General features: G+C 70.2%; 12 protein-coding genes and 1 tRNA gene. 6 read left to right on the top strand and 7 right to left on the bottom strand.

Annotation, left to right across the window (positions count from 1 at the left end; translation table 11 throughout):
• Together ACFOGJ_RS08195 and ACFOGJ_RS08200 are read right to left on the bottom strand one after the other, a co-directional pair.
• Positions 1-4,300: AsmA family protein (locus tag ACFOGJ_RS08195; protein WP_379899366.1), on the bottom strand; the 4,300-nt coding region annotated here is incomplete at its 3' end.
• Between the two features lie 240 nt (positions 4,301-4,540).
• Positions 4,541-5,341, bottom strand: coding sequence for an SDR family NAD(P)-dependent oxidoreductase (locus tag ACFOGJ_RS08200; protein ID WP_379899367.1), 801 nt, complete (start codon positions 5,339-5,341; stop codon positions 4,541-4,543).
• A gap of 227 nt (positions 5,342-5,568) precedes the next feature.
• Between ACFOGJ_RS08200 and ACFOGJ_RS08205 the strand changes: the two genes are divergently transcribed.
• Together ACFOGJ_RS08205 and ACFOGJ_RS08210 are read left to right on the top strand one after the other, a co-directional pair.
• Complete coding sequence (locus ACFOGJ_RS08205; RefSeq protein ID WP_379899368.1) at positions 5,569-5,724, top strand: DUF5993 family protein; 156 nt, start codon at positions 5,569-5,571, stop codon at positions 5,722-5,724.
• Positions 5,725-5,734: 10 nt separating this feature from the next.
• The gene (locus tag ACFOGJ_RS08210) at positions 5,735-6,289 is read left to right on the top strand and encodes a disulfide bond formation protein B (protein WP_379899369.1); all 555 of its coding nucleotides are present in this window, start codon (positions 5,735-5,737) and stop codon (positions 6,287-6,289) included.
• A gap of 30 nt (positions 6,290-6,319) precedes the next feature.
• Here the strand turns inward: ACFOGJ_RS08210 and ACFOGJ_RS08215 are convergent, their stop codons facing one another.
• Positions 6,320-7,447: an LLM class flavin-dependent oxidoreductase gene (locus ACFOGJ_RS08215; protein ID WP_379899370.1), complete on the bottom strand. Its 1,128-nt coding sequence runs from the start codon at positions 7,445-7,447 to the stop codon at positions 6,320-6,322.
• A gap of 162 nt (positions 7,448-7,609) precedes the next feature.
• Between ACFOGJ_RS08215 and ACFOGJ_RS08220 the strand changes: the two genes are divergently transcribed.
• The gene (locus tag ACFOGJ_RS08220; protein WP_379899371.1) at positions 7,610-8,188 is read left to right on the top strand and encodes a winged helix DNA-binding protein; all 579 of its coding nucleotides are present in this window, start codon (positions 7,610-7,612) and stop codon (positions 8,186-8,188) included.
• A gap of 249 nt (positions 8,189-8,437) precedes the next feature.
• A complete protein-coding gene (locus tag ACFOGJ_RS08225; RefSeq protein ID WP_379899372.1) occupies positions 8,438-8,908 on the top strand; it encodes a hypothetical protein in 471 nt (156 codons plus the stop codon).
• A 17-nt stretch (positions 8,909-8,925) separates the two neighbouring features.
• On the opposite strand, the gene ACFOGJ_RS08230 is transcribed toward ACFOGJ_RS08225, so the two are convergent.
• Both ACFOGJ_RS08230 and ACFOGJ_RS08235 read right to left on the bottom strand, forming a co-directional pair.
• Positions 8,926-9,615 (bottom strand): tellurite resistance TerB family protein, encoded by a 690-nt coding sequence (locus ACFOGJ_RS08230; protein ID WP_379899373.1) that lies wholly within the window; start codon positions 9,613-9,615, stop codon positions 8,926-8,928.
• Positions 9,616-10,472: 857 nt separating this feature from the next.
• A tRNA-Thr gene (locus tag ACFOGJ_RS08235) sits at positions 10,473-10,547 on the bottom strand.
• Between the two features lie 184 nt (positions 10,548-10,731).
• Here ACFOGJ_RS08235 and ACFOGJ_RS08240 point away from each other — a divergent pair.
• Both ACFOGJ_RS08240 and ACFOGJ_RS08245 read left to right on the top strand, forming a co-directional pair.
• Positions 10,732-12,084 carry a nucleotide sugar dehydrogenase gene (locus ACFOGJ_RS08240; RefSeq protein ID WP_379899374.1) on the top strand — a complete coding sequence of 451 codons (1,353 nt, stop codon included), beginning with the start codon at positions 10,732-10,734 and terminating at the stop codon, positions 12,082-12,084.
• 93 nt (positions 12,085-12,177) lie between these two features.
• Positions 12,178-12,813, top strand: coding sequence for a glutathione S-transferase family protein (locus ACFOGJ_RS08245; RefSeq protein WP_379899375.1), 636 nt, complete (start codon positions 12,178-12,180; stop codon positions 12,811-12,813).
• Between the two features lie 218 nt (positions 12,814-13,031).
• Here the strand turns inward: ACFOGJ_RS08245 and ACFOGJ_RS08250 are convergent, their stop codons facing one another.
• Both ACFOGJ_RS08250 and ACFOGJ_RS08255 read right to left on the bottom strand, forming a co-directional pair.
• Positions 13,032-14,387 (bottom strand): heme biosynthesis protein HemY, encoded by a 1,356-nt coding sequence (locus tag ACFOGJ_RS08250; RefSeq protein ID WP_379899376.1) that lies wholly within the window; start codon positions 14,385-14,387, stop codon positions 13,032-13,034.
• A partial coding sequence (locus ACFOGJ_RS08255) for a COG4223 family protein (RefSeq protein WP_379899377.1) occupies positions 14,384-16,113 on the bottom strand: 1,730 nt, incomplete at its 5' end. The genes ACFOGJ_RS08255 and ACFOGJ_RS08250, both read right to left, overlap by 4 nt.

The raw sequence follows: 16,113 nt of genomic DNA on the forward strand, positions 1-16,113 counted from the left end.
GCGGACAGCCGCTGCCGACACTACCCTTATCGCCGGCTCCGGTCACACCCTTGACGATGCTGGCGACCTCTCCGGCCAGCGATCCCAGGAGGGAGGGCGCGAGATCCAGCGCGGTCTCCGCGGCATTGAAGGATATATCCGGGTCGGACAGCTTGCCGGTCACGCTGAAGGCAGGCGCCAGCGAGGCCACCGACACGCGCGAGCCGAACATGCGGAAGTCCATGTCGATGCTCTGCTTCGGCATGCTCAGCTGGCCCTCGCCATGCACCTGGAAGATGCTGGTGTCGAGTCGCATCTCCGGCACCTGCAGGTCGCCGGCCTTGGCGGTGCCCTGGCTCTGCAGGCAGTTCAGGTCGGTCTGCGACGTGCTGCCGAACAGCGGCGAGAAGATGTCGGCGAACTTCACCGACAGCAGGCCGAGGGCATCGTTGGAGATATGACCCTTGTCGATCCGCACGAAATACTCGCCGGTCGGCCGCCCCACCAGGTCGTCGAGGGTGGTCCCCTGGCTCCGCAGCTTCACCACGGCGTCCAGCGCGCCGCTGACGATGTCGGGCTCGCCCAGCCGTGCCGCGACCTTGCTGACATCGGCCTCCTTCAGGCTGCCCTGCATGTCGACGGCGGCCGCGTCCTTCGCGGCGCCTTGCAGGCTTCCCGTGGCGTCGAACTGCCCGCCGATGAGCCCGGCACGGTAGCGGTGCACCTGCAGCCTGCGGCCGTCGCTTTCCAGCGCCGTGTCGACATCGTTCATGGTGAAGCCGTGCTGGATCTTCATTTCGCCCACGGCGAGCTGCGCCTTGCCGCGTACCCAGTCGAGCCAGCCGGTCGGCACCCGCACCTTCTCGGCGAACTGCTGGCCTTCGACGTTCTGCGACCCGAAATCCTCGGTGTTGAGGTGCTTGCTCTTGAGGTTCGCGTCCAGCCAGGGCCGCTTGTCGCGCCAGCGCATGTCCAGCCGCCCGGCGAAGTCGGAATTCGCGACCGTCAGGGCCAGGTCGCTGAAGGTCTGGCGATGCGGTGTCAGCACGACGTCGGCGGTGAGCTTGTAGGGACCGTATTGCGGCAGGGCATCGCCGACGAGGCCGTCCCAGTCCGACAGCCGCTTGCCGGCGAAGCTGAGCCGGCCGCTGACCTGCCCCGGCGCCTCCCGGAATGCGGCGCGGCCGTCGAGGTCCAGCCGGCTGTCGCCGGAGACCAGGCTCAATTCCGCCGGGACCTCGCCGGCAGCCAGGCAATGCCACAGATGTCCCTTGCAGCGGAGTTCGCCATGCACCGGATTGTTGGTCACGGCCGTTTCCCCCCGCTTCCTGGCAACGATGGCAATGGCATCGTCGGCACCGAGCTGCGGTTTCGGGAAGCGCGCGTCGACGGTCAGGCTGGTGGCATCCGGGCCCGCATCCAGGCTGGCGGAAAGTTCATCGATCGGATGCAGCTCGCCCTGCATATTCTTGATCGTCACAGAGGCGGTGCCGGTGAGGCCGTGCATCAGCGCCGGCAGGCTGTCGCCGTCGGTCCGGAACGCCGCCTTCAGGCTGCCGCTGCCTGAAGCGCCGTCGCCGGCTTCGGCCCGGAACAGCTGCTTCAGCCGGCTCGCCTCCGCCTCCAGGTCCAGCTTCCCCTCCGCCGTGACGGAGCGTCGCTGTGCGGCCGCCTGCCCGGCATCGCCATCATCATCGTCGCCGGTCGCCGCACCGGTGCCGGCGCCGTCGCCCGTCAGAGACAGCTCCAGCCGGGCCGTGCCGCCGCCGGCCGGTGTGCCATTGCCGGTCAGCGACAGCTGCGCCGGCGCCACCACCGCCTTCACCTCGACCTTGTCGAAGGCCAGGTCCTGCGTCCGCAGCTCGGTGAAGGTCCCGTGCAGCTCCAGGTCCAGGCCCTGCGGGAACAGCGACGCCGCCGGCATCGCCGGCAGCTTGCCGCCGCCGCCGGACGATGGCGGCAGCAGCCGCGCCAGGTCCATCTTCGACCCGGTCACCGTCAGACTGACCCGCGTGGTCTCCTGCGGGACGATCCGCCCCTCCGCTTCGATGCGGCTGTCGCCCAGCTGCAGGACTGCCTGCCTGATCTCGATCGCCTCGCCTTCCTCCACCATGGCCAGGGTCAGCGCCAGTGGGCCGGGATCGTAGTCGCGCAGCGACGGGTCGCCCGTCACCACCGCCAGCAGCGGGCCGGGGCTCTCGCTCTTCACATCGGCATTGCCCCGGAAGCTCGGGACCGGCCGGGTCTGCACCACACCATCGATGCTGCCATTGCCGAGCCCGCCCTGGAGCTGTGCCTTCAGGGTGAAGCTGTCCTCCAGCAGGATGGTCCGCAGCGGGCTGGCGGTGACATCCAGGCCGATCTTCTCCTCTTGCCCCTTCAGCGACAGGGTCGCGGTCAGCGCCTCGTCGCCGCCCGGTGCCTGCACCTCTGCCTCCACGGCCGCCGGCGCATCCGCCGCGGCACTGTCGCTGAGCACCGCCTTCACCCGGCCCTCGATTTCCGCCGCCAGCCGCAGCCAGGTGACGCCGCGGGTCTCCAGCCGGGTCCGGCCGGTCAGGTAGACGGTTGGCGCCGCAGGGCCGGTTTCGCCGTCGGCACCCTGCCCATCGGCCGCCTCCCCCGCGGCGGTCTTCCCGTCGTCGGCCTTTCCCCCGTCGGACTTCCTGGCATCGCCTTTCGTCTTTGCGGCGCCGTTTGCCGGTGGCTTCGCGGGAAACAGCAGCGGAACGGCGCCGATCGGCATCGCCGTGGCGGCGCCGTCCAGCTGCACCGCGGCCGCCACCTGGGCGGCGTCCGCGGCGCCGGCCTGCCGCGACAGGACCAGGGTCAGATGACCGGTGCCCGGCGGCGGTGCCTGTTCCGCATCGGCGGCGGCACCGGCATCAGAGGTATCACTGGCATCGGCTGTCGCAGCGGCATTGCCATCCGGCGATGCCGCCGCCGATGGCGCGGGTCGTGTACAGGGATCGTCGGCCTTGTCTTCGGCGGCGGAAGGCGCCGCGGCGGCGGCGTCACTGCCGGTCGCGCCTGCCTGCACCTCCGCATCCGGCCCGCCGGCCATGCCCTGGTCGCGATTGTCCTCGACCAGGGTCAGGCGCGCCGTCCCGCCGGCCACCGAGAGGCAGGCCTGCCCGTTCTGCAGTTCCAGCGCGCGCAGGATGGCGCGGTCCACCTTCAGGCCATAGCCGCCCTGCAGGCCCGCCAGCCACTCCAGGGGCACCTGGGTGTCCGGCAGGTCGGCGATCTGGCGGATGGCACGGAAGATGGCGAGGTTGGCGATCGGGGTCGGAAGCTCGGTCTCCACGTCCGGCGGCGGCAGGTAGGCATCGAAGTCCAGCAGGCCGAGATCCGCCGCGCCGTCGAGGCGCAGGCCGCCCTCCACCGCCTCCAGGCTGCCATGCGCCTGGCCCGTGGCATAGTCCCCGGTGATCACCCCCCGGGTCAGCGCGGACCGCTTGCCGTCGGCGGCCAGCTCCGCCTCCAGCGCCAGGCTGCCCGGGTCGGGCTGGGCGGGATCCAGCGGGATCTGCAGCCAGTGGGCCAGCTGGCGCACCGAGGGAATCCGTGCCTCGACCCGGCCGTCGAAGCCGGTCACCGGTCTTTCGAAGACGCGGCCCTTGACCGTGCCGGTCGCGAATTCCGACTGCAGCGCCAGGTCGAGGGCGTAGACACCGTCCGGCGAGACGGCGGAATGCTGTCCGGCCAAGGTGACCTTGCGGTCGAGGATCTGGCCTTCCGCGGCCAGGTCCCAGCCGGCCTGCAGGCCTTCGCCCGGCCCGACCTGCCTGCCGTCCGGCGCCACCCAGCGCGGGGTGAGGGAGATGTCCAGATGCTCGATCGCCGAGGTCTGGTTGGCGGGGACGTCGATCAGCGCCACCCGTCCGTCCTTCACCTTCAGGACGTCGGGCAGCGCGATCGTGCTCTCGGTCTCGGTATCCGTCGTCTGCGACAGGTTCCAGTTGTTGACGCCGTCGCTGCGAACCTGGAACTGCAGGTCGCCGCCGGCCGCCACCGCCCGGGTGATGTTCGGCGAACCGGCCAGGAGGGAGAGCAGCGGGATGTCGATCGCCACCCGCCGGGCGGTGAGGAATTCGGGCTCCGGAAAGCCGGAGCCTTCCGGGTTGCGGACGTCGATCCCCTTGGCGACGAACCGCACCGAGGGACCGATGCGGATCCAGAGGTCGCCCGACAGGCTCACCGGCCGGCTGAGCGCGGCCGAGAGCTGCGCCTGCGCCATGGGCCGCATCATGTTCAGGGGCATCAGGTGCGAGACCGCGACCAGGGCGGCCAGCAGCAGCACGACGGCCAGCGGCGGCACCAGCAGCCAGCGCCAGAGTCTGCGCCGGCTGGAACTGCCCGGACCGGATCTGCCCGAACCGGATCTGTCCGGACCGGATTTGCGGGGGCGGGGCCGGCCCGCTGCGCCTTCAGAAGAGCGGTCCGCGGGGCCTGTCATCGGCGTTTCCTTGCGCATGGGGGGTGCCCTGCCCGGCAGCACCCCAGGGGCTGCGGGTCACTATAGGCGAAACCGCGCGGCTTGCCCCGCGGGATCCGCCGCTCAGCCGCCGCGGCGCTGCAGGTAATCGTCATGTGCCACGCCGTTGCTGATCAGGCTGCCGCCATCGACCTCGATGCAGGTGCCGGTGCACATGGCAGCATGCCGGCTGGCGAAGAACAGGATCACGTCGGCGATCTCTTCCGGCTGGACCCAGCGCCCCAGCGGGATCATCCGGGCCGTGGCGGCAAGCCGTTCCTCCGTGTTGTGGGCCGCCACCATCGAGGTCAGGGTCGGCCCGGGGCAGACCGTGACGACACGGATGCCGGAGGGCCCCAGCTCGTAGGCGGCATGGCGGGTCAGGCCCAGGATGCCCGATTTCGATGCCGTATAGTCGATGCCGCCGTGGCGGGAGATGCTCTTCGCCGTGGTCGAGGCGACGTTGATCACTGCCGGGCCGCGGCCGGCCTGGGCCGAGGCCCGCAGGTGCGGCAGGGCCGCATGCAGGCAGTGGAACGGCCCGGAGAGGTTGGTCGCCAGGACGCGTGCCCAGTCCTGCGGGCCCATATCGTCCATGGTATAGGCGCGCAGAATGCCGGCATTGCTGACCAGCACGTCCAGCCCGCCCTGCACCTCCGCCAGCCGGTCCAGGGCCTGCGTCACGGCTTCCGCATCGGCAACGTCCAGGGCGATCGCCATCGCGGCATCCCCGATCTCCGTCGCCACGGCCTCGGCGCCCGCTTCGTCCAGGTCCAGGACGCCGACCCTTGCGCCCAGCGCGGCAAAGGCCCGGGCCGTGGCGGCGCCGATGCCGCTGCCGCCGCCGGTGACCGCCACCGAACGGCCGGAAAATTCGATCTGCATGCCTTGTCCCCTGCCTCCGCCCCGCCGCTCTTTCCCGATGCGGCGATCCGATTCACACTCGTCCCCGATTCACACTCCAGGTCGGGGCGGCGCGCAATGCCTCGCACCAGAGCCTTGTGCCAGAGATTGCACCAGGGCCCTGCCACAGGGCCCTGGATCGGGACGCCGGTCCGGGCGCGGCAGGCTGCCGCCACGGCGGCAATACGCTACGGGGGGAAACAACGCCGATGATGGCACTCTTGTTCCTGCTTTTCGCCATCGCCATCGGGCTGGTCTGGATCCAGCGCCGCGGCCTGGCGATGCTTCTGTTCGCGGGCAGCATGGTGCTGTCGGTCGCCTGGTACTTCCACCACGCCACCGACAGCCTGGCTCTGAGCTTCTGAGGAGGCAGCGATGTCCACCTCCCTCCTGCGCAACCTGAACGCCCTGGCCGGACTGGGGATCGCCGGGGTCCTGGCCTTCGCCCTGATCTGGCAGATCGTTCTGGCCGAACTGCCCTGCCCGCTCTGCCTGCTGCAGCGATTGGCCTTCGTGGCGATCGGCTTCGGCATCTGCCTGAACATCGCCGGCGGCCTGCGGCCGTCGCATTTCGGCGTGATCCTGCTGGGCGCCCTGTTCGGGGTGCTGACCTCCTCCCGCCAGGTGCTGCTGCACATCGTACCGGGCAGCGGCCATTACGGCGCGCCATTCCTGGGCATGCACTTCTACAGCTGGGCGCTGATCCTGTTCCTGGCGGTGATCCTGCTGGTCGCGCTGGTACTGTTCCTGTTCGGCGGCGCGATCGCAGAGGCGGCGGCCGCACCGACCCCGCCGGCAATGGACTGGCTGGGCCGCATCGCCTTCATCGCGATCGCCGCGATGGCCGTGGTGACCCTGCTGGCCGCCTTCGCCGAATGCGGCGTCAACCAGTGCCCGGACAATCCGACCAGCTACTGGCTGTTCGGATAGACGACCTGCCCGGACAGGACGGGGGCCGCCTCAGCGGACCCCCTTCTCCTTCAGGATCGGCAGGACGGTGTCGCGGAAATAGGGGAATTCCTCGGCATAGTCGACGAAGGACAGGGTCGTCCCGTCGAAGCCGGCCGCGACCAGCTGCAGGATGCCGTCGGCGACCTGTTCCGGTGTGCCGACCAGCGGGAAGCCGCCATGGCCGGCCGCCATCCGGTCGCGGATCAGCTTCAGCAGGTCGTGCGGGAACGACTGTGCATGGGCGAACTGCAGCTCCATCAGCCGGTCGACGGCGACCCAGTCCGCCTCGTCCTGGCCGGTCCGCTGCAGATAGGCCTTCGCCTCCGCCTCCGTCGGCCGGCAGACGACATGGGCGAAGGTCAGCACGCCGACATCGCGGCCTTTCCCGGCGGCCTGCGCCTTCAGTTCCGCCACCTCCTCCTTCGACCGTTCCAGGTCGATCGCCGGAGTGAACAGGAAGTTGGCGTTGCGGGTCGCGAAGTCGCGGCCCTGCGGTGACCCCGCCGCATTGATGATCGGCGGCTGGCCATGCACCGGCTTCGGCTCGCCCTTCACCCCCTTCAGGGTGAAATGCTGCCCGGCCCAGTCGAAATGCGCATTGGCGGTCCACAGCTTGCGGACGATGTCGAACCATTCCTGGGCATAGCCGTAGCGGGTCTCGTGATCGTCCGGCAGGGTCAGGCCCAGCGCCTCGTATTCCGGGCCGTTCCAGCCGGCGACGATGTTCAGCCCGACCCGGCCGCCGCTCATCTGGTCGATGGTGGCGAGCTGCTTGGCCACCACGACGGGATTGTTGGCCGCGGTATGGACCGTGGCGAAGACGGCCAGGTCCTTCGTGTTGGCCAGCAGGCCGCTGGCCCAGGTGATCGTCTCCAGCACCGAGCCCTGGAAATCGGTCTCGCCGCCATAGCCGATCCAGCGGGCGATCGGCAGCATGAACTCGATCCCCGCCTCGTCCAGCAGCTTCGCCAGCCGGATATTGTTGGCGAAGGAGGCATCCCAGCGCTCCGGCACCTTCGTGATCGTCATGCCGCCGGAGCAGTTGGAGGCGAAGGTGCCCAGCAGGAACCGGTTGCGGGCGAACATCGGGTTGGGGGAGCGGGCATCGGCGAGGGGGTTCGTCGCGTCCACGGTCATGAAGTCTCTCCTGCAGTTTCAATGTGATTTTTAATTAGAAAATCTATTTGAAATTCGATTTGTGAACAAGCGGTTCGGCGGCTAGGTTGGCGGTCTCGGCAGGGAGGGCCGGACATAGGGAGGACCCGACATAGGGAGGACCCGACATAGGGAGGACCGGGCATGGCGCGGAAGAAGGCGAACAGGGTGAGGTCCGGCACCGGCGAGGAAGCGGCCGAGGCGTTCGACCGGCGATGGCATCTCGCGGAAACCCCGCTGGAGGTGGACACGACGGAACTGGAGTTCGCCGTGATGCGCACCTTCGAATCCTTCGGGCGCTGGCAGTCCGAATGCCTGGCCGGGTCGGCCGAGTTTGCCGCCAGCGGACCGGAAAACGCGCTGCTGCACGTCATCCGGATGAACGACCGGCCGAAGAGCGTGAAGGAGCTGGCGCGGCTGATGAACCGCGACGACGTGCCCAACATCCAGTACAGCCTGCGCAAACTGATCGGCGCCGGGCTGGTGGAGCGCCAGGGCAGCGCCCGGGTGGGCGTGACCTATTCGGTCACCCCGCGCGGCGCCGAGGTGACGCGGAAATACGCCGCGATCCGCCGTGCCCTGCTGATCGCCGCGCTGGAGAACGTGCCGGATTTCGCCGCCCGGATGCAGGACGCCACCCGCACCCTGAACCTGCTGGCCGGGATCTACGAGGAGGTCTCCCGCACCGCCGCCACCCACCGGCGGCCGGCCGGCGGGGACTGAGCCGGCGCGCGCCGAGTTTGCGCCGCGGGCCGGTCAGCTTCGGCGCCGCCTCATCCAGCTGAGCCTCGATCGTGGCGATCTCGGTCGTCGCCGGCTGAACACCGCCAGCCCTGGGCAGTCCGAGAGCCAGCGGTTGTTTGGGCAGACGGGCGGAACTGACAGGTCTGGTCAGGCGGTCATCTGCTCACCCTTGCCCCTCATCCGCGCGACCGCCCAAATCGGACCGGCAGATGATGGAGGATGCAGACCATGGATCAGGCCAATCGACTGGTCGTTGCCGCGCACATAAAGGCTATCGCTGATTCCGCCGACACCTTCGACGCTGCGCGTGCGGACGCGATCGACCGACTGCTGCAGAATCTTGAGGCGCCTAAGGTCGTCCTCAAGCTGGGGGCTGTAACCGAAAGCGAGAGCCAGGAAGGGCATGCTGCCGGAGTCGGCGACGTGGAAATCCCGGGGGAGCGGCGCCGCCGCAGTCTTTCTGTCGGCGAGCGCGAGCTGCGCTGCGGCGCCTATGTCGTGACGCGCTGTGGGCCGCAGGCCTACGAGATCCGGCATGTGATGGAAGTCGATGCCGAATCTGAGGCCGGCGAACTGATGCAGTTGGCGCGGCTCAATGGCCGATGGGAAGCAAGGTTGAACCAACCCCGGCGCCTCGTGCTCGGGTTCCTGGTCGTTCAGTTCGGCAATCGGTTCGTTCCCTGGAAGATCGGCATCTGACGACATCCTGCCGGTCGCTATCCGGCGGTCAGTTGCGGCGCGGCTGTGTCGACCTGCGCCTCGATCGCCTGCGTGACCCCTTCCGACAGGCCGAGCCGGGCGCGCAGCATGTCCAGATGTGCCCGCTCCGGCAGGGAGGGCGGATCCACCACGGCATAGGCGGCGGTATAGACGTCCATCGCCGCCTGCGGGCTGCCGACCTTGCCCGCCAGGGCGTTCAGGTCGACCGGCTTGCCGAAGGCATCCATCAGGAAGGCCTTCTCCTCGGCATCGAAATCGCCTTCGCTGATGCCGCGCTGGATCAGGCGATGCTCCTCGGCATCGACCTCACCATCGGCGCGGGCGGCATAGATCATCGAGGTCAGGATCAGCAGGGCCGGGTCGGCCGCCGATGGCGCCTTGCCGCCCGCCGCACCACCGGCTTCGCCCAGGAAGCCCGCCTGGCGCAGCTCGGATTCCGGCGCTGCCGGGGGCGCCGAACTCGGTGCCTTGCCCTGTTCGTGGTTGCGCCAGGCCTGGTAGGCGAGGCCGGCGATCGCGGCCAGGCCGCCGGAGGTCAGCGCAGTGCGAGCGATCTTCTTCGGCTTCTTGCCGCCGAGCGCGGAGATCAGGCCGCCCGCCAGGGCGCCGCCGGCACCGGTCTTCGCCGCCATGCCCAGGCTGTCGCCCGCGGTCAGGGATTTCAGGATCTTGTTCGCATCAAACATCTGCCGCCTCGCGCCGCCGTTCTGCCACCCGTCCAATGTCCAGGGCATAGGTGGGCGCGGGCGGTGGCGGCGGCAAGGCACAGATGTGGCGGGCGATGTCTGGACTGAATGCCGCCGGCACTCCGCCTGCGCCCTGACCGGATTTGGCGCAGTTTCCGTCTTCGCCGCCCGATGGCGAAGGCTGGACCGGCCGCGCCGAAGCGCAGCGAAGGCGGATGGTACCGAAACGGCGCGGAACGCTACTCAGGGTTGCGCCCGCGTTGCCCGCCGATAGAGTTGGCGCCGATTTCATCTGCGCCCCCTGGAATCCGTTGCTGATGCCAATAGCCGGACACTGAATGCGTTTGTGAGTTATACCATCGCCGGTCTGTCAGGGCCGGACTGGAGAGGATCGATGCGATACCTTGCTATCATCGGCCTGGCGGGGCTTGCCGCTTGTACCCAGGTAACCGAGACGGTTGGCCCGAATGGCAGACCGGCGTACTCAATGCGATGCGCCTCGGACGTTGGCAAATGCTACCAAGAGGCAGCGAAGCGCTGCCCTGGTGGCTATGACGTGATCAGCGTTGGCACCATCGGCCCCGCCAACCACCCGACCGTCACGGTGGAATGTCGCTGACATTCGTCGCGGCCTCCGAGTCGCTCGCGCCTTCGGCATGGTCTTTTTGGGTCGGGATCGGGGCAGGCATGATTGCCGATCCGTTCGGCGGGCAAGAAAGCCCAAGGCGTGCATCCTGCAGAACAGGCTGGATCAGGGAGCCCGGCCGGAAATCACGGTGCGCGTTCGGCGCTGGTGGATTCCAGGTGGCCAGGACTGGCGCGAGCCATCCACTCAAAAGTGCTAAGCCATCGGAAAATGGTGCCGACGCGCGGATTTGAACCGCGGACCTACTGATTACGAATCAGTTGCTCTACCCCTGAGCTACGTCGGCCCATAGGCGGCGGGCGGATCGCCCCGCAAGCCTGGAAGGCGCGGGAACGTACCCAAGAGGGGCGCCGGGCGCAAGCCGGATCTGCGCAAGCCCCGGCGCCCTTGCCTTCGGTCGCCGCCGCAGGCAAAGGAAGCGGCACGACCCCCCTCCTGCCACCGGCCCGGAAGCGATCCTGGAACTCAACATGGACGTCACCCAGCTCATCGCCCGCATCCAGCGCAAGGAAGTGCATATCGGCGTCATCGGCCTGGGCTATGTCGGCCTGCCGCTGGCGCGCCTGTTCGTCGACCGCGGCTTCCGGGTCACCGGCTTCGACGTCGACCCGTCGAAGACCGACGCGCTGAACGCCGGGCGCTCCTACATTAAGCACATCCCGGAAAAGGCGGTCGCGGCGATGCTGGCGGAGGGGCGGTTCCAGGCCGTCACCGACTTCGCCCTGCTGGCGGAGGTCGATGCGATCCTGATCTGCGTGCCGACACCGCTGGGCCGCCACCGGGAGCCGGACATGTCCTATGTCGCCGGCACCGCGGAAACCATCGCCCGCCACCTGCGCCCCGGCCACCTGATCGTGCTGGAAAGCTCCACCTGGCCGGGCACCACCGAGGAACTGGTGAAGCCGATCCTGGAGGACGGCCCGGCCAGCCAGGCGGCACCCGACGGGCTGCTGTCGGGCCGCGACTTCCTGCTGGCCTATTCGCCGGAGCGCGAGGATCCCGGCAACCCGGTGCACGAGACCTCGACGATCCCGAAGGTGGTCGGCGGCGACGGCGCCGATGCCCTGGTGGCCGCCCGCGCCCTGTACGACCATGCGGTGGTGGCGACGGTGCCGGTCACCGACACCAGGACAGCCGAGGCGATCAAGCTGACGGAGAACATCTTCCGCGCCGTCAACATCGCCCTGGTGAACGAGCTGAAGGTCGTCTACGAGGCGATGGGCATCGACGTCTGGGAGGTGATCGACGCCGCCAAGAGCAAGCCCTTCGGCTTCATGCCGTTCTATCCGGGGCCCGGCCTGGGCGGGCACTGCATCCCGATCGACCCGTTCTACCTGACCTGGAAGGCGCGGGAGGTGGAGGTCGCCACCCGCTTCATCGAACTGGCGGGCGAGATCAACACCGCCATGCCGCATTTCGTCGTGCAGCGGCTGGCCGAGGCGCTGAACCGGCGCCAGGGCCGCGCGATGAACGGCGCCACGGTCATGCTGCTGGGCCTGGCCTACAAGAAGAATGTCGACGATATCCGCGAGAGCCCGGGCCTGCGGATCATGGAGCTGCTGGCCCAGCGCGGCGCCGAGCTGGTCTTTCACGACCCGCATATCGAGGCGATCCCGCGCACCCGCGAACATCCCGAATTCGCCGGCCGGCGCAGCCTGCCGCTGGACGGCGACAGCCTGGCCGCGGTGGATGCCGTGCTGATCGTCACCGACCATGACGCCGTGGACTATGCCCTGGTGGCGCGCCACGCGGCCCTGGTGATCGACACGCGGAACGTGATGGCGCGCACCGGCCTGACCGGCAGCAACATCGTCAAGGCCTGAGGGCCGCCGCACCGCCGGCGCCCTTGACGGCGCGCGGGCGCGGCCTACGCTGCCGGCGCAGGGAACGGACGCACAGGCGGAAAAGGCGCAGGCATGGCCGAGGACGGATTCCTTCTCTATGGCAGCTTCCTGTCCGCGCCGAGCTATCGGGTGGCGCTGATGCTGCGCCTCTGCGGCCTGCGCTTCGACTACCGCCATGTCGACCTTGCCGCCGGCGAGCACAAATCGCCGGAATTCCGCGCCATCAACCGCTTCGGCCAGGTGCCGGCGCTGCGCCACGATGGCCGGGTCTATGTCCAGTCCAATGCCATCCTGCAGCACCTCGCCGCGCATGCGGACCGCTATCGCGGCGCCGATCCGGAGGAACGCATCGCGATCGCCGAAACCATGTGCTGGGAGGCGGACCGCCTCTATCCCGGCCTGACGCGGCTGCGCTTCTTCCGGCGCTTCCTGCGGGCGGAGCCGGCGGTGCAGGACTGGTTCGAGGGCTTCGCCACAAACGGCCTGGCGGTGCTGGACGAGCTGCTGGACGGCCGCGACTGGCTGGTCGGCAGTGCACCGACGATCGCCGACATCAGCTGCTATGCGCCGGTCGCGCAGATGGACGAGGCCGGGCTGAAAGAGGCGGACTGGCCGAACATCGCCGCCTGGACGGCCCGGATGCGCGCGCTGCCGGGCTATGCCGCGCCGTACGATCTGCTGCCGCAGCACAGCGCCGAAGGCCTGTAGAGCGGTCCCGGAAAGGTCGAAACGGTCCTGCTTTTGGGAACGTCATCCCGGGCCTGACCCGGGATCCATTCCGCAAGCCTCGAGGCGCCTGGCAGGCCGTCGGAATGGGCTCTCGGGTCAAGACCGAGAGCGACGGGTTCCATCATAACCAGGAAGACCCGACCAGGAAGACTCTGGCCTCGCGTTCGGTCCGGTCTTCCGTGCCGGGCCAAAGGCCGTCAGCTGAGCGGTGTGCCGAGTTCCGTCACCGGCCGGCTCTGGATCTGCGGCATGGGGCCTTTGGGCACGCCCCAGCCCATCGTGTCGAAGGCGCCGCAGGACGGGCAGACGGCATGCCATTCGGCGCTCTCCCGGCCGCAATCGCCGCAGGTCCAGACCGGATCGGGCGGCGGCCCCAGCGGCGGCGGCGCCGCGGCACGCTCCAGCAGGCGGCGCACCTCCTCCGGGTCGGTGCCGGCGGCCTCTTCCGCGGCGGCCTGCAGCCGCACCACCCTGCGGGTGGGATGCTGCACCTTCTCCAGCGCCGCCTTGGCCGCTGCGGCATCGCCCCCGCGCAACGCCGCCTGCGCCAGCAGCAGCTGCGCCTCGTCGTCGCCCGGATGGTAGGCGGCGAAGGCCTCCGCCTGGGACTTCAGCTTCTCCGGCGCGTCCGCGCCATGCACGGCAAGCCATGCCGCGGTGAGCGACGGGTGCGGCACCGCCCGCCAGGCCGTCTCCAGCGCCTGGACCGCCCTGCGGGTCTTGCCGCGACCATGCTGCAGCTCTGCCACCAGGGCGGCCGCCGGCACCAGCTCCGGCGCCAGCTTCAGCGCCTCCTCCGCCCGCTTCAGGGCCTCGTCGCCGGCGCCTTCCTCCTCCGCAGCCCGCGCCATCGCCATGTTGAGCACGGCCCGTTTCCGGCGCGCCTCCTCCTTGTCGAGAATGCCGTGCTTCAGGCCGGACTGAACGGTCGCCAGGGCATCGGCCCAGCGCCGCTCCGCAATCTGCAGGTAGAGCAGGGCGCGCACCGGCCAGGGCGCATTGGGCCGCAGGCGATGGGCGCGCTCCGCGGTCTCGATCGCCTCCTGCCGGCGCCCGGCCCGGTAGGCGATGACCGTCAGCCCGCGCAGGCCGACGAAGCGGGTGTCCGGATTGTCCAGCATGGCGCGGAAGCGGGCCTCGGCATCCTCGTCCTTGCCCGCCTGATGCGCCGCCTGGGCTGCCAGCAGGCCGGCCAGGCCGTCCTCGTCGGGCAGCAGGCGCTGCGCCCGCTCCGCCAGCGCCAGGGCATCGCGCGAATCGCCGGCCGCCAGCGCGGCCATGCCGCGCGCCACCGCATGATAGCCATGGTCCAGCCGGTGCGCCTTGCGGCGCCGGCCGAAGGCATGCGGCGCGCCGCGGATCGCCACCCAGATGCGGTCCAGCAGCAGCAGCACCAGCACCAGGACGATCAGCAGGCCGAACGCCACGCCGACGCTGGTCTCAATCTGCCAGCCGCCGGCGGTCACCGTCACGGTGCCGGCCTGGTCCGCGACCCAGACGGCGAGGACGGCCAGGACCGCGATGACGACGAAGGCGACGAGGACCCGGATCATTGCGCCGACCCGTTGCTGGCGGCCGCCTCAGGCGTGGCCTGACCCGCGGGCGCTGCCCCGCTGGCGTCCGACGGTGCGGCGGGGGGTGCGGCATTGCCGCCCGACGCATCGCCGCCCGACGCGCTGTCACCCGGGGCATTGCCGGCCGGCGGGCTGTCCGCCGGGGCCGCGCCTGTGTCGGGCTGCGTAGCCGATTGCGTGCCCCGCTGCGGGCCTGCCTGGGTGCCGGCCGGCGTGCCGGAGGGTGCCGCCGCGCCGCCTCCGGACCCCGACGGGCCCAGCGAGGCGGTGATGGCATCGTTCAGGTCTGCCAGGGCGGCGGTGACGGCAAGGCGCGCGCGGGCCTGGGCCAGCCAGCCGGACATCGCCTCCGCCGCGCTGCCGGAGAGCTTTTCGACCTCTGCCACCGCGCGGGCCAGGTCGCGTTCCGCGAGTGCCGATTCGGCCCGCGCCAGGATGGCGCCGGGCGTGTCGCCGGCCGCATCGCCGACCGGGCGGATCGACACGAGGCCCCGTGCGCCGTCGACGATCTGGCCCCAGAGATCGCTGTCGCTGCCGGCGGCGGGGCGCTGCAGCACGGCCTTGTCGGCCGCGGCCATGAAGGTGTCGCGCAGCGCCTCGAAACTGGCGACGCCGGTGCCGCCTGCCCGGCGCAGCAAGGCGACGGCCTCCTGCGCCCTGGGGTCGCGGGCGAGACTGCCGGTCAGCAGTTGCGGCAGGGAAGCGGCCTCTGCCGCAAAGGCGGCGCCGCTGTCCATCCGGTCCTCGATCCGGCCCAGGCCGAGTACCAGCGCCACCCGCTGGTTGCGTCCGCTGGAGCGGTCCTCCGCCGCCAGGCGGGCCGCGGTCTCTTCCTTCAGGGCGGCCTGCAGCTGCGCCAGCTCCTGCCGCAGGTCCTGCAGCGCCTGGGCGCTGGCGCTGTCCTGCGACTGCAGCTTCGCCAGGGCATCGGTCACCTGCGGTGCCGGACGGGCCGCCGCCGCGATCCTGTCATCCAGGCCGGACAGGCGGCGGTCGAGCGCATCGTCCTGGCCGCGCAGATCGTTGAACCGGTTGTCCATGCCGCTCATCCGGCGCTGGATCGAGTCCGCCAGACGGGTCACCGAGGTGATGTCCGCTTCGACCGCCTTCAGGCGCTTCTCCACCTCCGGATCGATGCCGCCGGCCTGCTGCAGCTTCGCCTGCAGGGCCTGCTGCTGCTGCTGCAGGGCGGCGACCGCCTGCGCCAGCTTGCCGGTATCGTCCTTCGGCAGGGCCGCGACCTGCTTCTGCAGCTGGTCCATGCGGCCGGCCAGGCCGCCCATCGACTGGATCTGCTTCTGCAGGCCGTCGACCGTCTTGCGCAGGTCGGCGAGCTGGCCGGCCTGGTCCTGCACGGCGGCCGAAGCGCTGCCGGCGGAGCCCACCTGCCCTTCGAGCGCGCCGAGGCGCGATTGCAGCTGTGCCACCTCGTCCTGCAGCGCGCCGCTGTCCGCCTGCTGGCCGGCGACGCCCAGCGCCCCCGGCAGCCAGGGCGCGACGATGGGGGAGGCCACCAGGCCGACAACCAGGACCAGCAGGACGACCACCGCGGCAACCAGGGTCCAGAGCAGGCCGCGCGACCGCGGTGCCGGCTTGCCGGTGCCGCCGCCCCAGGGTGATCCCCCCGGGGGTGAACCGCCGCCAGAGGAGCCACCGGCCGTCGCGCCGGCCTTGGCACCGGCACCCGCCGCGGCGGCGGTGCCGG

The organism is Marinibaculum pumilum, assembly GCF_042646425.1.
In the GTDB taxonomy this organism is placed as follows: Bacteria; Pseudomonadota; Alphaproteobacteria; order Ferrovibrionales; family Ferrovibrionaceae; genus Marinibaculum; species Marinibaculum pumilum.